Raw genomic sequence first — 16,239 nt, forward strand, 5'->3', positions numbered from 1 at the left:
GTCCGGGAATTGAGCGCCCCGCACCGACCGAATGTTCAGATATTAGAGGCTCACCCGCTGATAAGGGCGATGCCGCGGCTTCGAAAGCCGAGCGTCGCGTCGGCGGCGGCCGGCAGGATGCGGTCGACGGCGTGGTCGACGATGAAGAGCGTGCCGACGTCGGTTTCGACCTCGTACTCGACATGATCTCCGAGATAGGCCGAATGCAAGATACGGCCGGCAAGCCCTTGCCCACGTCCCTCGGAAAGCGCGATGGCGCCGGGACGAACGGCAAGGCTTGCCGCACCCGGCCTCGCCCGACCGGCAGGCACGCGGTGCTTGAAACCACCGATGCGGATTTCAGCATCGTCGCCATCGATGCCGACCACCTCACATGGGATGACATTCGCTTCCCCCATGAAATCGGCGATGAAGGCGGAAGCCGGCGCTTCATAGAGATCGCGCGGGGCGCCGGACTGGGCGATTTCGCCATCCTTCATGACGATAATGCGGTCGGACACGGCAAGCGCTTCGTCCTGATCGTGTGTGACATAGACGGCCGTGAAGCCCAGGCGCTGCTGGAGTTGGCGGATATCCGTGCGCACCTTGCGGCGCAGGCGTGCATCGAGATTTGAGAGCGGCTCATCGAGCAGCAGCACCTGCGGCTCCAGCACCAGCGCGCGGGCGACGGCGACGCGCTGCTGCTGGCCGCCGGAGAGTTCGGCGGGGAGGCGGTGGCCCATGCCGGCAAGACCGACGAGCGCCAGCCCTTCCTCCGCCTTCTCGCGTGCTTCCTTGCGGCTGAGGCCGGAGGATTCCAAGCCATAGGCGACGTTGTCGCGCGCATTCATATGCGGAAAAAGCGCATAGGACTGGAACACCATCGAGACATCGCGCTCATTGGCCGGCAGCATGGTGACGTCCTTGCCGCCGATGAGGATTTTTCCGGCGGAAGGATGTTCGAGGCCGGCAAGCATGCGCAGCGTCGTCGTCTTGCCGCAGCCGGAAGGGCCAAGCAGGGTGACGAGCGTGCCGGGCTCGATGGTCAGCGACAGGTCGGCAATGGCGGTGAAGGCGCCGAACGTCTTGCGCACGTTCTGGAAGACGACGGAACCGGCTTTCTGGTTGATCATGCGATTTTCTCCTGACGAGAGGAAGCGGAGGTGGCGAGGCCGGCGACGCGGTTGTCACGGCGCAGGCGCCGCTCGCCCACGATGAGCTGGAAGCCGGCGATGACGGTGATCATCACCACAATCAGCATGGAGGAATAGGCGATCGCCACGCCGTATTCGCCATTCTCGACCAGGCCGACGATGTAGGAGGTCGCCATGTTGTATTCGGCGCTGACGAGGAAGATGACGGCGCTGATGGAGGTGATGGCACGCACGAAGGAATAGACGAGCGCGGCAGTGATGGCAGGACGCAGGAGCGGCAGGATAACCTTACGCATCGTACGGAAACTGTTGGCCCGCAAAGTCAGGGAGGCCTCATCCAGGCTCTTGTCGAGCTGGCTCATCGCCGCGATGCCGCCGCGCACGCCGACCGGCATGTTGCGGAAGACGAAGCAGGCGATCAGGATCAGCGCCGAGCCAGTCATTTCGAGCGGCGGCAGGTTGAAGGCCATGATGTAGCTGACGCCGATGACCGTGCCGGGAATGGCAAAACTCATCATCAGGGCGAATTCGAAGGCATTCTTGCCGGCGAATTTCTGACGCACGATGATGTAGGCTGTCAGCAGACCGACGGCGGCTGTCAGCGGGGCGGAGACCAGCGCGATCTCCATCGTTGTCCAAAACGAGTTCCAGGCGACACCCGTCCAGGCAACCCCGTTTTCGAAGCTGATCGAGAAGGCCTTGGCGTAGTGGTCGAGCGTCAGCGAATTGTCGAGGCCCCAGGTCTTCACGAAGCCGCCGATCAGGATCATGCCGTAGATGACGAGCGTGAAAAGGATCCAGGGGATGACGACGGCATGCACACCGATCGACAGCCCGCGGGGCAGGGCGATATGCGATCCGCTGTCGCCCTTGCCGGTGACGGTGGCAAAGTTCTTGCCCGATAGCCAGACGCGCTGGGCGAGGAAGGCGGAGAGCGTGAAGGCAAGCAGCACCATGGCGAGCACGGCGGCGCGCGAGGGATCATTCTGAGAGCCGACGACGGCGAAGAAGATTTCCGTCGAGAGCACGCCATGGCTGCCGCCGAGCACCAGCGGGTTGCCGAAATCGGCCATGCTTTCGATGAAGCCGATGAGGAAGGCATTGGCGAGGCCGGGCTTCATCAGCGGCAGCGACACCCGCCGGAAGGTGCGCCAGCGGTCGGCGCGCAGCGTCGTTGACGCCTCCTCCATCGACGGGCTGACGCCTTCGACGACTCCGATCAGCACGAGGAAGGAAATCGGCGTGAAGGACAGCACCTGCGCGATCCAGATCCCGGTGAGGCCGTAGAGCCAGCGGCCGGGCTCTAGGCCGAACAGTTGCGACAGCCCCTGCGTGACGACACCGGCGCGGCCGAAGAGCAGCGTCAGCGCCAGACCGATGACGAAAGGCGGCGTGATGATCGGCAGGATCGTCAGCAGCCGCAGGCCCTTCTTGAAGGGAAAGCGCGTGCGGGTGGCGACGAGCGCGAAGGCAAGGCCGAGCAGGGTCGAGCCGAGGCCGGTCATGATGGCCAGCCACAGCGTGCGCCAGGCGACGCCGCAGCGGCCGGCGCCGATGACACAGTTGAGGCTCCAGATGCTCGGATCCTGGATGTTGCGGATGAAGTTATCCGCATTGAACGACCCGTCGAAATCCTGCACCGAACCGACGAACATGCTGCCAATCGGGTAGAAGACGAAGACGGCGACGAGGAAGACCAGCAGGGCGATTGCGCTGACCACGAAGGCATCGCCCTTCATGACGCCGCGCTCGGCAAGTCCGAAGGCGAAGAGCAGCACGAAGGTGATGGAAGAGAGGACCGCACCCGCCCCCATGGCCGGCTGGCCGTTCGAAAGTGTGCCGAAGAGCGTGTCGCTCACCGTCCAGTTCCAGCCGGAAAAGCCGATGGCGAGGCCCTGGAGCGAGACGAACAGGACGCCGATCGCGCCGGTCCAGGCGAGCACGGCGCCACGGCGCATCGGGTCCGCCATGCCGCGAGCCGCGACCGCCAGGAGAAGGAGCACGAGCGCAGCGGCAAGCCATAGTCGGCCGTGGGCGAATATCTGTACGAGACCGGGGGCGGCCTCCGTGGAAAGGGGAAAACCGGCCAGCCAACCGAGCCCGAAGAAGCCGTTCTCGATCCGATACCAGGGCAACAGGGTCAATGCGACCACGCCCAGGAGCAGGACCACGTCCAGCCTGCGATAGCCATGTCTCATGGCTGACCTCGCTGTTTTTGAGTGTAGGAAGGCGGCGCCTGTGGAGGCAGGCGCCGCCTGTCAGGACATCAGTTGGCGGCGGCGCCGATTTCGCGATCCCAGCGTTCCAGCAGTGCCTTTCGCTTTGCCGGATCGCCATAGGTCTTGAAGTCGTAGTCGATCAGCTTGATGTCCTCGAAGCGCGGCGCCTCCTTCGGGATTACCGCGCTCTTGTTGGAAGGCAGCTGGAAGGATTTGGCATCCTTCATGCGGGACTGGACTTCAGCCGTCAGCGCCCAGTCGTACCAGATCTTCGCATTGTCGAGATTGCGCGCACCCTTGATGATCGACATGGAGCCGATTTCATAGCCGGTGCCTTCGCAGGGTGTGATCGACTTGACCGGAAAACCTTCCGCCGTCTGCGCCACTGCGTCGTGCACGAAGACGATGCCGAGCGCCGTCTCGCCACGGGCAGCCGCCTTGACGGGCGCCGAGCCGGACTTGGTATATTGCGAGATATTGCCGTTCAGCTTCTTCAGGTAGTCGAAGGCCTGGTCCTCACCCATGATCTGCACGAGAGAGGCGAGCGCCGTGTAGGCGGTGCCGGAAGAATTCGGATTGGCGATCTGGATCTCGCCCTTCAATTCCGGCGCCAGAAGGTCGGCCCAGCAGACCGGCTCCTTGTAGCCTTTGGTTTTGAAGATTTCCGTGTTGTAGCCCCAACCGAGCGCGCCGGCATAGACGCCGACCGTCTTGTAGCCGGAGCTTTCGGCCTGCTTCTTCGCCCAGTCGTTGAGTTCATCGAGCTTCGGCGACTTGTATTCCAGCGTCAGATTTTCCGATGCCGCCTGAAGATGGGGGTCGCCCGTGCCGGCCCACCAGATGTCGGTCTTCGGGTTGCGGGCCTCGGCGCGCACTTTGGCATAGGTTTCGCCGGACGAGAGGCGAACCATGTTCACCTTGATGTCGCTATGCGCCTTCTCGAAATCACCCTTCATCTGCTCGCAGATGACGACGTCGGCCGAGCAGATGAGGTTGAGTTCGCCAGCGGCCTGCGCCGGTAGTGCCCCGAGCGCCGTGCCGGCGAAGAGCATGAGGGAAAGGGTGTTGATTTTCATGCGGGCATCCTCCTGTTGCCTGGGTTAGATTTTCCCATGAACGAGACACAGCGGGGCCTTCGGCCCGCCCGCGGCAGCGCGTTCACGATTTCGGATTGCTGTTTGTCTAAAGGGCTTGTTCAGTTCGTCGCGGCGATTTCCGCATCGAACCTGCGGAGCAGTCGACTTCGTTCTTCCGGCGAGCCGAAGGTGGCGAAGTCATAGTCCACCATTTTGATCATCGAAATGTCAGGTGCTGCGAGCGGCAGACTGGATTTCGCGTTTGATGGCACCTGGTTCTGGCCGGACGCCGCTCCGGTCCCCTGCCCTTCCGGGCTCAACGCGAAATCGACGAAGCGCTTTGCTTCCTCGATGTTCTTCGCACCTTTGACGATGCTCACGGCGCCGATCTCGTAGCCGGTGCCTTCGCAGGGTGCGACGATCACGAGGGGAAAGCCCGCTTGCTTCTGCGTGACGGCGTCATGCATGAAGGAAATACCGATAAGGGTTTCTCCGCGCGCCGCCGCCTTGATAGGCGCAGCTCCGGAAGGGGTGTAACGCTCGATATTGCGGTTGAGCGCGGCGAGATAACGGAACGCCTCATCCTCGCCGAAGAGCTGCACCAGCGTCGCAAGCGTGGTGAAGGCGGTGCCGGAAGAATTCGGATTGCCGCTCTGGATGCGGCCATGATAGGCGGTATCCGTCAGGTCCTTCCAGCAGGTCGGCGCCGGCAACTTCAGCTCGAGCAGCAGATCGGCATTGTAGGCAAAGCCGAGCGCCCCGGCATAGATACCGGCCGAGCGGCCGCCGGACATGGCGAAGAAATTCTGCGCCCAGGGCAGCATGTCGCGCTCATGGGCCGGCTGATAGGGTTCGAGAAGATTTTCAGAGCCAGCCTGCAGATGGGTGTCGCCCGTGCCGCCCCACCAGACATCGACGGTCGGCGCTGCTTTCCTCCGCCCGGATCTGATTGAGAATATCGCCGGTGCTCTTGCGGGTTACCGAAATCTCGTGCCCGGTCTTTGCCTCATAGGCCGTCTTCATCGCGGCGCACCACATCTCGTCCACACCGCACAAAACGGTGAGTGACGGGGCAGCCATGCCGGTGCCGGTGCTCGCCAGCCACAAAGCCGCGACCGCGCTAAAAGCGGTGATGCCTCTCACGATTTCCTCCCGTTGGACCTTGCGTCCCAATCTCCGCAATAAGGATGTCAGATCTGCCGCGTTGCGCAATCGAAGAATGGTTACGGTTTTTACAGCTTTGCCGGCGGCGAACCCCTCAAAAATGACAAAGGTTACAAATGTGACAAAGCGCATAACACGAGCCCGCTTTGAAGATCGTGACAGCCCTGCCTATAATGGATGCGGGAGGACGTGCATGTGTTGAATGAGAGGATCTGCATTCTGATCGTCGAGGACGATCCGGACATGGCGGAGCTTATCTCCGACCTCGTGGAGGCGGAGGGCTGGACGCCGCTCACCGCGCCGTCGGCGGAGGAAGCGGCGATCGTGCTTTCGCGCGAAACAGTGCATCTCGTGCTCGTCGACCATAACCTGCCCGGCACCTCCGGCCGTACCTTCGCGCAGCGCCTGCGGGCGCAGACCAATATCGATGATCGAGGGCGAGTTGCGGGCTGGTACCCTGGTCGTTCCTTTCGACATCCGCCTTCCGCTTCCCGAGAGCTACTACCTTGCTTCGGATCGTTCCGCTTTTGAAAAGCCCTATGGAAGAGAATTTCGTATGTGGGTGATGGGAATCGCAAAAAAACAGTCGGTTGCGTCCTCCCCAAACCGCATGGCGTAATCTTAAGCGGATCCTCGCAACTGCGGCTCTTGAATACCTGATTTTACCATCCATATACCATCCACATGGATGGAGAACGATCATGGCGGACAATATACGCAGGCTTCCCGACAAGGGGACTGAATCGGAAAAGATCACAATTAATCTTGGCTATGTCGATCTCGGCCGCATCGACCTCCTCGTTCAGGAGGGATTCTACTCAAATCGCACCGATTTCATCCGCACTGCGATCCGGAACCAGCTGGGCATTGAAGGCGAGGCGGTAAAGCAATCGATTGTCCGTCACACGCTCGAACTTGGACTGCGCGACTACAGCAGAACCGACTTGGAGTCCGTCAAAGCGGCTGGAGAAAGACTGAAGATCAAAGTGGTGGGCCTCGCCCGTATCGCGTCGGATGTAACGCCAGACCTCGCTCTTGCGACAATCGAATCCATCACCGTGCTCGGCGCGCTTCAGGCCAGCCCGGAACTGAAATCCGCGCTCGCAGAGCGCATCCGATAAGCTAATCGCACCGTCAACAAGGATACTACCCATGAATGATGAATTTGCTGCGGCCATGCGCCGGGCAACGCTCTTCACGCGTGCCTCGAACCCTTCGGAAGCCACCCGAGTAATCCTGGATACTCTTGCCGGGCGAACCGTCTCAGGCGAACCTGGAACGGCGGTTTCCGACATCATGCCCCCGCCCGCGAATTCGCGCCCGAAACCATTTCCGATAGATCCTCACGCCCAGCTCATAGAGCCTGCGGCAAAACCGGAATCCACTTTCGCCGAGACGAATACTTTTCAACGATCGCCGCGGGTGCGACGGCCGCTGGGAGACACGCTCAGGATCCTCAGTGAAGGACGCTCGATGGCCGGGAAGCTGCCATCATTTTCAGACGGCGGCCTTCCCGGCATGACGCGACGCTCCCTCAAGCCTGTAATCCCGGACGGTGCACAATATCTGGCACGCTCGTTCACGTGTGCGGCGGGCACGCGAAGCTACAAGCTCTACGTTCCGGCCTCCGCGCCAGCCGTGCCGCGAGGCCTCGTCGTCATGCTGCATGGTTGCAAGCAGGATCCAGACGACTTCGCGATTGGAACCGACATGAACGCCGCCGCCGAAGCAAATGGCCTGGTGGTGGCCTATCCCGGCCAGACGGCAGCGAACAACGCATCATCTTGCTGGAACTGGTTTCAGCCATCGGATCAGAGACGCGGCGCTGGCGAGCCTGCGATCATCGCCGGCATCACGGAAGAGATCATTCGCGACTTCGAACTCGATCGCAGCCAGATCTTTGTTGCGGGCCTGTCTGCCGGCGGAGCGATGGCGGCGGTGATGGCCGAGGCCTATCCTGATCTCTATGCAGCGGTGGGAATCCATTCCGGGCTGGCCTGCGGATCGGCCACCGACGTCGTTTCGGCATTCACCGCTATGCGTGGGGAAGGCAGTCCTATCTCTCGCAGGAGAGACCCGAAAGATTTAGACGCGGCGTGCCAGGTCCGCACGATCGTTTTCCACGGCGACGCTGACCGGACGGTTCATCCCTCCAACGCCGATCGGATCGTCGCGACGACAACCCCATCTGCGCGGGGTGGCGCAGTGAGCAAGCCCGGCCGTTCTGCTGGCGGCCTGACCTATGAAACAACCGTTCTTACGGACGAGAATGGAAGGCCCGCACTGGAATACTGGCTGGTGAACGGCGCGGGGCATGCGTGGTCAGGCGGACATGCCGACGGGTCATATACAGATCCTCGAGGGCCGAACGCCACAACAGAAATGGTCCGCTTCTTCCTCGATCAATGTAAATGATGATCGATTGGCTGTCACGTGGCCAAGCCTTCCTCTGATGTCTCACATCGTCTGGAACCATATCCTGGGCATGCGGTTCTGCCGCCAGCCCGAGGAGCATCTGATGACGATTTACAGGTTTCGGTTCAAGCATCAGGACGGCGAAGTGGCGAATGAAGAGTGTTATGAATTCGTCGATCTGGCGGCTGCCCTCGATGAAGCGAAGCGCGTTCTGGGAGAGATTGCCGGAGACGGGTTGCCAAGCGGTCCCGATGAAACCATCGCTGTCGAACTGCTAAACGTAGGGGGGAACTGCGATTGCACGTGTCGGCCTCACCCTGCCAATCGATTTCCTATCTGCATAGCTGCAGACAGTCGCCGCTCCGACTAACGACTTTACAGCTGATGCCCTCGCTGCTTTTCATTCGATTTCAGGGCATTCAGCCGGGTCGCTCGCAACTTCTCCGTCTTCATTCTTTCAGCCCTAAGACTGTCCTCAATGATCGCTGTCGCAACAGTTTTGGATTGCGCGAAATCTCCCTTCGGAGACATCCCGTGAGGCCTGCGTTTTCCATTCTGCATGTTCAATCTCCAGCGCCCTACAAGGATAGTCGGAGATGAAACGGCCGCAATAAACTTGACATGATTGAAGCAATCAGGCGCTGGGGGTCCGCAGGAACGTGGCGTCGAGAGCGCCAGGACCGCTTTGGCATGCTCGCAGTTGCTGGATCCAAGATCATGAAAAATAGCAGAAGTCCTGCGAATCGGACGCTTCCACGTGACTTGGCCGCCTTGAAGGGACCCGAACCCACGACCCTGATATTACGATTTTCCTTGTGCAACATCGCGGATCAAAGAAGCCGATAGCAAAGCATGAGCTGTTGCACTTAATCTGAGATTCCCCTCGCCAGGAGTCTTAAATTATCTGCCAAAGGATTTCTCAAACGGGTTTTCCTAGCAGTGACTTGGTCAGTTCGAGGTGAACTGACCGGGTTTCCGGCAGAGGCACGCTCATGGTCGAGGACAGAAATATCATCCGAATGCGCAAATGGCTTGCCCCGGTGCGGGGTATTGACGCACAGCGTCGGCGGCCCTGAAGTAGATCAGGCTCCATGTGAGATGCTGCTTGGCAACGCCATTCTTCGTGTCGCCAGGTTGGATCAGTCTGTTCGCAGCACGGCGGCTGCGACAGTCACACTCGATGGCATTGAGCTTGATTGCGAAGATTGCAGGTGGCTCGCTCTCAAATACGGAGACCGTCTCGAAGTTCGCGAGTAACGACATCCCACTGTCATATCTGAGGTCGGCACTCCCGGCGGACAACGCGTAGAGTGTAGTGGCGAAGGAGCTTACCAACGTCGACGATCCGATGGCCAGCATAGCAAGGAAATAAAACGCTGAACGCAAACGACGGGTTGCTCGCCTGCAGTATGCGCTGGCAGGCGAGCAATAGGAGCGATGATCACCCCTGCTTTCTGAGGGCCGCAAGCAACTCCTGCGCCAGAGGTCCAGCGGAAGCCGGATTTTGACCAGTGATGAGGCGACCATCGACGACGACATGAGGCTCCCAGTTCGCCGCAGACGAATAGATAGCACCCTCGCCCGTCAAGGCATCTTCAAGCTCGAACGGCACATCCTCGCGGGCGTAGTCGTATTCCTCCTTTTTCGAGAAGCCCGTCACCTTTTTGCCGCGTACGAACGGTGTTCCGTCGCCAAGATCAACGCCAAGTAACGAGCACGGTCCATGGCAGACCGCGCTGACGATCTTGCTCGTCGTCCAGGCGCGCACGATCGCACTCTGGACCTCACGATTGCGTTGGATGTCGACCATCGGCCCCAGGCCTCCGGGAATGAGGATCGCATCATAATCCGCGGCGTTCACTTCGCACAGCCGACGACTGCGGTTCAGTCGGCGGAAAGCCTTGCTCCCACGAAACTCTTTCTGCGCGACGTCTTTCTCGTCATAGGCGTCAAACGGAGTCCATCCGCCAGCAGGTGACGCGAACTCGACGGCGACGCCCGCCTTGTCGAGGACGTCAAACGGATGAGCAACCTCCGCGAAGAAGAAACCGGTGGGACGATTATGCGGACCGATCACTGCTGCATTTGTGACGATGAATAGAACGTGCTTTGTCATTTGCTTCTCCGTTTGTTTATACTTGGCATACGGGAATCTTGCTCGTTGGCGGACGCCACCCGCGTACTTAAAGTGTCACCGCCGGCTCGGTGGAGCGGCGTCTAGAGTTTGGCCAATTCACGATCCAGGAAGCCGCGAATTAGCGGAACCATTTCATCCAACTTGTCTTCGAGCGCGAAGTGTCCGGAATCGAGCAAGTGGATTTCGGCCTGTGGCAGATCCCGAAGGTAGGCACGCGCTCCTTCCTCAGGGAAAACCTTATCGTTCTTTCCCCAGACAATTAGCGTCGGCGGCTGATGGTCGCGGAAGTATTTCTGGAATGCTGGATAGAGCGGCACGTTGGTACGGTGGTCATAGAAGAGATCCATTTGTATATCTTTGTTACCGGGCCGATCCAGGAGCGCTTGGTCCTGGACCCAGTTGTCAGGACTTATGCGGCTGACGTCCGACACTCCGTCGGTATATAGGAACTTGGTCGCCTCGAGGGTCACCAGGCCAGATAGCGCGTCCCGGTGTATGCTCGATCCGTCCGCCCAATAAGCCTTTATCGGCTCCCAGAGTTCTCGCAGACCCTCATCGTAGGCGTTTCCATTTTGGATAATCAACGCGGTGACACGATCGGGGTGTTTCAGTGCAAGCCTGTAACCGACAGGTGCGCCGTAATCCATCACGTACATCGCGTAGCTCTGGACACCGATACCGGACACCAGCTCGTCGACGATGTCTGCATACGCCCCAAAGCCGTATTTGAAATCCTTGTGATCCGGAGCGTCGGAATGCCCAAAACCGGGAAAATCGGGGGCGATAACGTGGTATCGATCCACCAGTTGGGGAATGAGATTTCGGAACATGTGTGAAGAGGTTGGGAACCCGTGAAGCAAGAGCACGACGGGAGCGTCCGCCGGTCCAGCCTCCCGATAGAAGACGTTCAAGCCCTGGATCTTGGCTGACCGGTAGTGCACGGTGACGACCGGAGCGTGCATCTCTGGGGCGGTCTGCGCACCGGCATTCGCGGTCCGCGCAATAGGTGCCGCGGAGACGATAGCTAGCAGCAAGGCTAAGACAAAACGGCGCATGCACGTTCTCCCTTCTTACGATCGGACAGTGCTCATTTCGTTGCTGGATATTGCCTGACCGCAGAACCCCGAACGAGTTAATCGTCGTAAATCCCAGGGAAACGAGCATCGCGGTTGACCTAGGGCGTAACATCGCTGGCGCTGGATGGGGCGTTGGTCCGGCGAAGACGCCCAGGCGCGGCAACTGGACTGCAACAGTCAAACCGCAGTTACAGCGACGTTGAGCTAGCCAAGTAACAGGGCGGGCCAAAAACGGGTATTGAACACCGTCAAATCGGAAAGTTGCTATCCCCACTCGCGCGCAGCCGCCGCGTTTCACGCATGTTTACATCATTTCACCTGCGTTGCGGCCACTTCTGTCGTATTGCTCGATTAAGTCGAAAGCCCGCGATGGCGGAACGTGCCGCCAACCAACGGCCGGGAGACGCGAATGCCATCCGTTCTGACCGATTTGTGGATACAGTTCGCTATACTGTTCGGAGCCAGAGCAGCCGCCCATATAGTGTCTCCTGCTCCTGGAACCCGTCGACTGATCATCGACTGCGTGTTTTTCTTGGCACTGACTGCCTTACTGCTTTGGAACGGCATACCGCCCTACTCTGTGGAAGACCTGGGGTCTGCGGTAACGTCGCGCTTCGTGCACGGGAGCCTCAAGACCATATGGTGGCTGGCGGGTGCAATGGTTTTAGCGAATTGCGCGCGCGTCTTTCTAATTCTTGAACACAAGCCGCGCGAAGGCAGACTTCTTCAAGATCTCGTCATAGCAATTATCTACGTAAGCGCCGCGTTATGCATCATAGCCTATGTGTTCAGCCTGCCGGTCGGAACGATAATTGCGACATCCGGCGTCTTCGCTATCGTACTCGGCCTTGCCCTTCAAAGCACTTTAAACGACGTGTTCTCGGGCATCGCGCTCAACCTCAACAGGCTCCTTTCTGTGGGGGACTGGGTCGTTCTGGACGATAACGTTCAGGGCAAGGTCGTGGAGACCAACTGGCGGTCCACACAGTTTCTCAACAAAACGGACGACCTCGTTGTTGTCCCCAACAGCATCTTAGCGAAGAGCCGGATAACAAATCTGAGTGTCCCAGACATCTCACATGGAGCCAGCCTGACTGTTAAGATGCAAGCGAGTGTGCCACCCAAAGCCATCGAAGAGATGATGCATCAGGTGCTGCTTGGTAGCGGGGAGATATTGAGATCGCCAAGCCCATCGGTCTCGATAACGGGTATGAGCCGAGACTGCATCGAGGTGGAACTTTCATTCCGTGTACCCACCTTGTTATCTGTTGCGAAGGCGAGGAACGAAATATTCGACCTGATTTATCGCCACACCTTCGCTGCCAGCTTGCCACTTGCTTCAGACCCTCCCGCGGAAAAAACGGCGGCGGGTGCTGGAAAACCTGATTTCGTTAAGAGCCTCATCAGCTTGGCACCGATTTTCGCCAATCTCACGAACGACGAAGCGAACGCACTGGCCTCTTCCGCCGAGCGCATATTGATGAAGCAAGGAGCGGTAATCGCCACGAAGGACTCAACGACTAGCGCACTTATGATGTTGGCACGTGGCGTCGCGATTGTCGAAGACGGTGTTGAGGACGGAAGGATTGAGTTCGCAAGGCTCTCGCCTGGAGACGTTCTTGGAGAAAGAGGCGTTTTGCTGGGTAGTAAGGAAGTGGCTGATACCAAATGCCTTACGGATGTGACGCTATATCAGATAAGCAAAGGCAAGATTGCAGAGATACTTAGAGAACGCCCCGCCATCGCTGAGGACCTCGCAGCTTTGCTGCTTACGCGCACAAAGGCGGAGGACGCGCTTCACCAAGCCAGCAGTGACCGCGCTTCCACGACAGTCCCCGACCTGAGGATGCGGATCCTTAGGCTCTTCCATCTCTAGGAATTCCCGTGCTTTAGCAGGATTTAACGAGATGCGTGACCTCGTGTGTTCTAGCCTGGATGTCGTGGGAGAGCATCCCACGCAAAAATGACGATCGACGGCCAATGCTGCCACTTTCCCACTAGGCGGCCTCTCATCGACGCCGCCCGGATGCAACGGGAAAGTCAAACAATCGATCGAGTTTTCACGCCGAAAATCGGCAAAAAGGAGACTTCAGATGATGACGATTTTGTCGACCGCAGCACTTCTGCTTTCAAGTTTGGCGTTATCGACCGCGGCCTGGTCCGCGGATGGGGCTGCAAAAACAGTCGTACTTGTCCACGGCGCTTTCGCCGACGGGACATCGTGGCAAAAGGTAATTCCGCGCCTGGAGAAGGCTGGCCTCAAAGTAATAGCCGTCCAAAATTCTCTGGACTCGCTTGAAAACGATGTCATCGCTACCAAGCGCGCGATCAAGAACGCCGAAGGCCCTGTAGTTCTCGTCGGCCACTCGTGGGCAGGCGTTGTCATAACGGAAGCTGGAACTGATCCGAAGGTGAAGTCTCTAGTCTATGTGGCGGCCTACGCGCCCGATAAAGGGCAGTCGTTAGAGGACGTTACGTCTAAATATCCCCAGCTGGAAAGCCGCAAGGAATACGTGAAGGACGACGACGGCTTCTTGAGGATCAGCGACCAAGGCATCAAGAAGTACTTCGCAGCTGATCTCGACCCTGAATCTAAAGCGGTTGTAGCTGCGACGCAGGGTCCGTTCCACGTCAGATGCCTTAGCGCAAAGGTCTCGGAAGCGGCGTGGCGCGAGAAACCGACTTTCATGGTGGTGGCAACCAAAGACCAGATCATCCCGCCACAGCTCGAGAAGGATCAGGCTAAGGCGGCCAACGCCAAGGCGATCGAAATACCTTCAAGCCATGTCGCGATGCTATCGCATGCCGAGGAAGTATCGGATCTGATAATTCAGGCGGCAAAGTAAAGTGGATGGGAGAAGGCGCGATGACGAGCTATTACGAAATGACCTACCGCCGGCTCGCCGTCGAAGACACGGAGATCTTCTATCGCGAGACGCATCCAAAAGATGCGGCATCGACTTCTCCTCCCATTTTGCTACTGCACGGGTTTCCTTCAACGTCGCATCAATACAGAGCACTTATGGAGCGACTTGGAGGAAGCTTCCGCATGATCGCTCCCGATTATCCCGGGTTCGGTCAAAGTACCGCTCCTGTCAGCAAGAAGGAGGGAGGAACATTTGAATACTCATTCGACAACCTTTCACGTGCCATCGAGGCTTTTATAGATGCCCTTGGCCTAACCAGGGTGATCCTTTACATTTTCGACTTTGGTGCCCCAGTGGGGATGAGGATCGCAACCAGAAGGCCGGAACTCATAGCCGGCCTGATCATTCAAAACGGAAACTGTTATGACGCCGGATTGTCGGAGGCAGCAAAGAGGCTAATGTCGGCTGGACCAGAGGATCCCGCAGTCACCGCCGAACTATCAGGGCTGCTCACAGCAGAGGGAGTTCGCTTCCAGTACCTCGCGGGAACATCGCGGCCGGAACGTATAATGCCGGACAATTACGATCTCGATTTGCTCTACATCGAGCAGCCGGGTCGCAAACAGCCACAACTTGACCTGCTTCTCGACTACAAGAGCAACCTGCCCCTTTACCCGCAATGGCAGGAATGGCTGAGAGCCAACGTGCCGCCCGCACTGATCGTCTGGGGTAAGAACGACCCCTTCTTTACTTCGGCAGGAGCACAGGCATACCTGGACGATCTCCCCAATGCTCACCTACAATTTCTCGAGACTGGACACTTCGCGCTCGAGGAATGCCTCCCTCAGATCGCGTCCCTGATCGGCCAATTTTTGGCTGCCTTCAACGCTCGCACCCCCCAGACGTGAAGCTTAGCGTGCGAAAAACTCGGACAATTTCGAATTTTGCGAGATTGCGCGATCATCGATGAGTACTTCAACGATGGAGAAATTGCATGCTAATGTTTCCTACGTTCGCCTTTGCCGCCCTCGCCCTCGGCATCTGTGGATAGCGGTTCAAATCCGTTTGTCTCCGAGACCGCCAAGACGGACTCGACCCTGGTTCTGGCCACCGCGACCAGCGAAGATTCAAACCAAAGCGGAAGTGACGCTGCCGTCACTTCGATGCCAAGAAATGCGTTTCCATCCTCGCGGAACGCCCAGAGGAGAGCACTGCGCAGGTCAGCCGACCGGGTAACCAAACCGATACCTCGGCTCAATTATGTTCTTTCTAATATTGGGGTAGCATCATGTCCGTCGCCACCTCCTCCCGAGGCGACCGAGGACCAAGGCTTGCTGGTCTCGCCTCCCACCGCCGCCTGCGATACGCTCCAAGAGAGCCGCCCCCCGCCGGGGCGGCTCGCCTTTCTAGTTCATCGCAACGGATCCAGCCACCTCTCTCGAGGAGCTACCGCTCGAGACGCGTTGCCTCGAACAGGAACCACAGCCTGCCTTCCGCCTCGTCGATCCAGTTCTCGGTGAGGCTCGTTGTCGCATGGTCATCATGTGAAGAGGTCAGCTCATGTAGCTGACGTAAGATACGGACAAGCTGCTTGTTGTCGTCACGAAGCTCGGACAACATGTCTCTTGGCGTCACGAAATCCGCGTCATTATCGAGGATCCTTTGAAGTCGCGAGATATGACCTATCGATTTCAGCGTCGGCCCGCCAACCTTTCGAGCACGCTCGGCGATATCATCCGTCATCGCGAAAATCTGGGCTCCTTGCTCATCAAGCATCAAGTGATAGTCGCGAAAATGCGGTCCGGACACGTGCCAATGAAAGTTCTTGGTCTTGAGGTAGAGTGCGAAAACGTCCGCCAACAGAGCCGTGAGCGCTGCCGCGATATCACGGGTTGCGTCCTCCCCCAGGTCCGTCGGCGTTGAAAGCGGAAGGCTTCGGTGTTGATGCGCTACTTTTCTGTCCATGGCGTTATCCTTTGATGGGGAGGAAGCTCAACAGAGCCAGTGCAAGTTTACCCGCTGGAACGCCCGCAGAGAAACTTTCGATGGTTTAAATACACTATACTCGAGTGCAACGAGAGGCTTGGAGGCCTTATACCGGGGTATAGTCATGGCTTGGCCCAACCGCGCGGACGCGCAGTAACGATGACCT

The 16,239-nt window shown here is 58.7% G+C and carries 12 protein-coding genes and 3 pseudogenes; 8 read left to right on the forward strand and 7 right to left on the reverse strand.

From position 1 onward, the window contains the following. Window positions 1-50: 50 nt before the first annotated feature. From CO660_RS25250 to CO660_RS25265, 4 genes and pseudogenes are all read right to left on the reverse strand, one after another. Window positions 51-1,112, reverse strand: a complete 1,062-nt coding sequence (locus CO660_RS25250) for an ABC transporter ATP-binding protein (RefSeq protein WP_097601053.1) — start codon at window positions 1,110-1,112, stop codon at window positions 51-53. Further along, window positions 1,109-3,331, reverse strand: a complete 2,223-nt coding sequence (locus CO660_RS25255) for an iron ABC transporter permease (protein WP_097601054.1) — start codon at window positions 3,329-3,331, stop codon at window positions 1,109-1,111. The genes CO660_RS25250 and CO660_RS25255 overlap by 4 nt, the downstream gene beginning before the upstream one ends. 68 nt (window positions 3,332-3,399) lie before the next feature. Further along, window positions 3,400-4,428: an ABC transporter substrate-binding protein gene (locus tag CO660_RS25260; protein WP_097601055.1), complete on the reverse strand. Its 1,029-nt coding sequence runs from the start codon at window positions 4,426-4,428 to the stop codon at window positions 3,400-3,402. 119 nt (window positions 4,429-4,547) lie between these two features. Continuing rightward, window positions 4,548-5,571: pseudogene (locus tag CO660_RS25265) on the reverse strand (ABC transporter substrate-binding protein). A 216-nt stretch (window positions 5,572-5,787) separates the two neighbouring features. On the opposite strand from CO660_RS25265, the pseudogene CO660_RS25270 reads away from it, so the two are divergent. The 5 genes and pseudogenes from CO660_RS25270 to CO660_RS33970 form a co-directional block, all read left to right on the forward strand. Then, window positions 5,788-6,018 (forward strand): annotated as a pseudogene (locus CO660_RS25270) (response regulator); the annotation flags it as partial. A 275-nt stretch (window positions 6,019-6,293) separates the two neighbouring features. Beyond that, window positions 6,294-6,713: a CopG family transcriptional regulator gene (locus CO660_RS25280; protein WP_097601057.1), complete on the forward strand. Its 420-nt coding sequence runs from the start codon at window positions 6,294-6,296 to the stop codon at window positions 6,711-6,713. Window positions 6,714-6,744: 31 nt separating this feature from the next. Then, complete coding sequence (locus CO660_RS25285; protein WP_097601058.1) at window positions 6,745-8,007, forward strand: PHB depolymerase family esterase; 1,263 nt, start codon at window positions 6,745-6,747, stop codon at window positions 8,005-8,007. Window positions 8,008-8,110: 103 nt separating this feature from the next. Then, window positions 8,111-8,377: a hypothetical protein gene (locus CO660_RS25290; RefSeq protein ID WP_141504911.1), complete on the forward strand. Its 267-nt coding sequence runs from the start codon at window positions 8,111-8,113 to the stop codon at window positions 8,375-8,377. A gap of 622 nt (window positions 8,378-8,999) precedes the next feature. Further along, window positions 9,000-9,264 (forward strand): annotated as a pseudogene (locus CO660_RS33970) (hypothetical protein). A 184-nt stretch (window positions 9,265-9,448) separates the two neighbouring features. On the opposite strand, the gene CO660_RS25300 reads toward CO660_RS33970, so the two are convergent. Further along, a complete protein-coding gene (locus tag CO660_RS25300; RefSeq protein WP_097601060.1) occupies window positions 9,449-10,123 on the reverse strand; it encodes a type 1 glutamine amidotransferase domain-containing protein in 675 nt (224 codons plus the stop codon). 101 nt (window positions 10,124-10,224) lie between these two features. Beyond that, the gene (locus CO660_RS25305; protein WP_097601061.1) at window positions 10,225-11,199 is read right to left on the reverse strand and encodes an alpha/beta hydrolase; all 975 of its coding nucleotides are present in this window, start codon (window positions 11,197-11,199) and stop codon (window positions 10,225-10,227) included. Between the two features lie 430 nt (window positions 11,200-11,629). On the opposite strand from CO660_RS25305, the gene CO660_RS25310 reads away from it, so the two are divergent. The 3 genes from CO660_RS25310 (at window position 11,630) to CO660_RS25320 (ending at window position 14,995) form a co-directional block, all read left to right on the forward strand. Beyond that, window positions 11,630-13,096 carry a mechanosensitive ion channel domain-containing protein gene (locus CO660_RS25310; RefSeq protein ID WP_097601062.1) on the forward strand — a complete coding sequence of 489 codons (1,467 nt, stop codon included), beginning with the start codon at window positions 11,630-11,632 and terminating at the stop codon, window positions 13,094-13,096. 217 nt (window positions 13,097-13,313) lie between these two features. Beyond that, window positions 13,314-14,066: an alpha/beta hydrolase gene (locus CO660_RS25315; protein WP_022715094.1), complete on the forward strand. Its 753-nt coding sequence runs from the start codon at window positions 13,314-13,316 to the stop codon at window positions 14,064-14,066. Window positions 14,067-14,086: 20 nt separating this feature from the next. Next, window positions 14,087-14,995, forward strand: coding sequence for an alpha/beta hydrolase (locus CO660_RS25320; RefSeq protein ID WP_245421374.1), 909 nt, complete (start codon window positions 14,087-14,089; stop codon window positions 14,993-14,995). Window positions 14,996-15,533: 538 nt separating this feature from the next. On the opposite strand, the gene CO660_RS25325 is transcribed toward CO660_RS25320, so the two are convergent. Next, window positions 15,534-16,052, reverse strand: coding sequence for a DNA starvation/stationary phase protection protein (locus CO660_RS25325; protein ID WP_097601063.1), 519 nt, complete (start codon window positions 16,050-16,052; stop codon window positions 15,534-15,536). Window positions 16,053-16,239 lie beyond the last annotated feature (187 nt).

Source organism: Rhizobium sp. L9, assembly GCF_002531885.1.
Classification (GTDB): domain Bacteria; phylum Pseudomonadota; class Alphaproteobacteria; order Rhizobiales; family Rhizobiaceae; genus Rhizobium.